This window comes from Nonomuraea turkmeniaca, assembly GCF_005889735.1.
Lineage (GTDB): Bacteria > Actinomycetota > Actinomycetes > Streptosporangiales > Streptosporangiaceae > Nonomuraea > Nonomuraea turkmeniaca.
The window spans coordinates 1-1,256 of the sequence record NZ_VCKY01000542.1 but is presented as its reverse complement, the minus strand read 5'-3'; the positions used below and the strand labels follow the sequence as shown (position 1 = coordinate 1,256).

Genomic DNA, 1,256 nt, shown 5'->3' with positions numbered 1-1,256 from the left:
CTCAACCGCAACAGCGGCAAGGCCCTGGACGTCTACAACCTCGCCACCAACGACGGCGCCCGCATCACCCAATGGACCCGCAACAACGGCAACCAGCAACAATGGCAGTTCGTCGACTCCGGCGGCGGCTACTACCGCATCAAGTCCCGCCACTCCGGCAAGGTCCTGGACGTCTCCAACTTCTCCACCGCCAACGGCGGCGCGATCGTGCAATGGTCCGACACCAACGGCACCAACCAGCAGTGGCGGCTGGCCGACAGCTCCGACGGCCACGTACGCTTCATCTCGCGCCACAGCAACAAGGCCCTGGAGGTCCAGGGCGCCTCCACCGCCGACGGCGCCAACATCGTCCAGTACGACGACTGGGGCGGCGCCAACCAGCAATGGCAGCTCGTCAAGGTCGACGGCGGCGGCAACCCCGGTCAATGCGACCTTCCCTCAACGTACCGCTGGACCTCGACCGGCCCGTTGGCGCAGCCGAAGGCGGGCTGGGTCTCGCTCAAGGACTTCACCGTCGCCCCCTACAACGGCAGGCACCTCGTCTACGCCACGACACACGACACGGGCACGAGATGGGGCTCGATGAACTTCAGCCTCTTCACCAACTGGTCCGAAATGGCCACGGCCAGCCAGAACACGATGAACTCCTCGACCGTCGCGCCCACGCTCCTGTACTTCGCCCCCAAGAACATCTGGGTGCTCGCCTACCAGTGGGGCGGGACCGCCTTCTCCTACCGGACCTCCACCGACCCCACCAACCCGAACGGCTGGTCAGCCCAGCAAGTGCTCTCCACCGCGAGCATCTCCGGCTCCGGAACCGGCCCCATCGACCAGACACTCATCGGTGACAGCACGAACATGTACCTGTTCTTCGCCGGCGACAACGGCAAGATCTACCGGGCCAGCATGCCCATCGGCAACTTCCCGGGCAGCTTCGGTACCACAGCCACGGTGATCATGAGCGACACCACCAACAACCTGTTCGAAGCCGTCCAGGTCTACAAACTCCAGGGCCAGAACAAATACCTCATGATCGTCGAAGCGATCGGCTCACAAGGCCGCTACTTCCGCTCCTTCACCGCCACCAGCCTGAACGGTTCGTGGACCCCCCAGGCCGCCACCGAGAGCAACCCCTTCGCCGGCAAGGCCAACAGCGGCGCCACCTGGACCAACGACATCAGCCACGGCGAACTCATCCGCACCAGCGCCGACCAGACCATGACCGTTGACCCCTGCAACCTGCAACTGCTCTACCA

At 64.6% G+C, this 1,256-nt stretch carries 1 protein-coding gene; it reads left to right on the top strand.

The genetic code is table 11. The annotated features are described in order from the left end of the window. The coding region (locus ETD86_RS54405) for a non-reducing end alpha-L-arabinofuranosidase family hydrolase (RefSeq protein WP_138674392.1) at nucleotides 1-1,256 on the top strand (1,256 nt) is incomplete at both ends.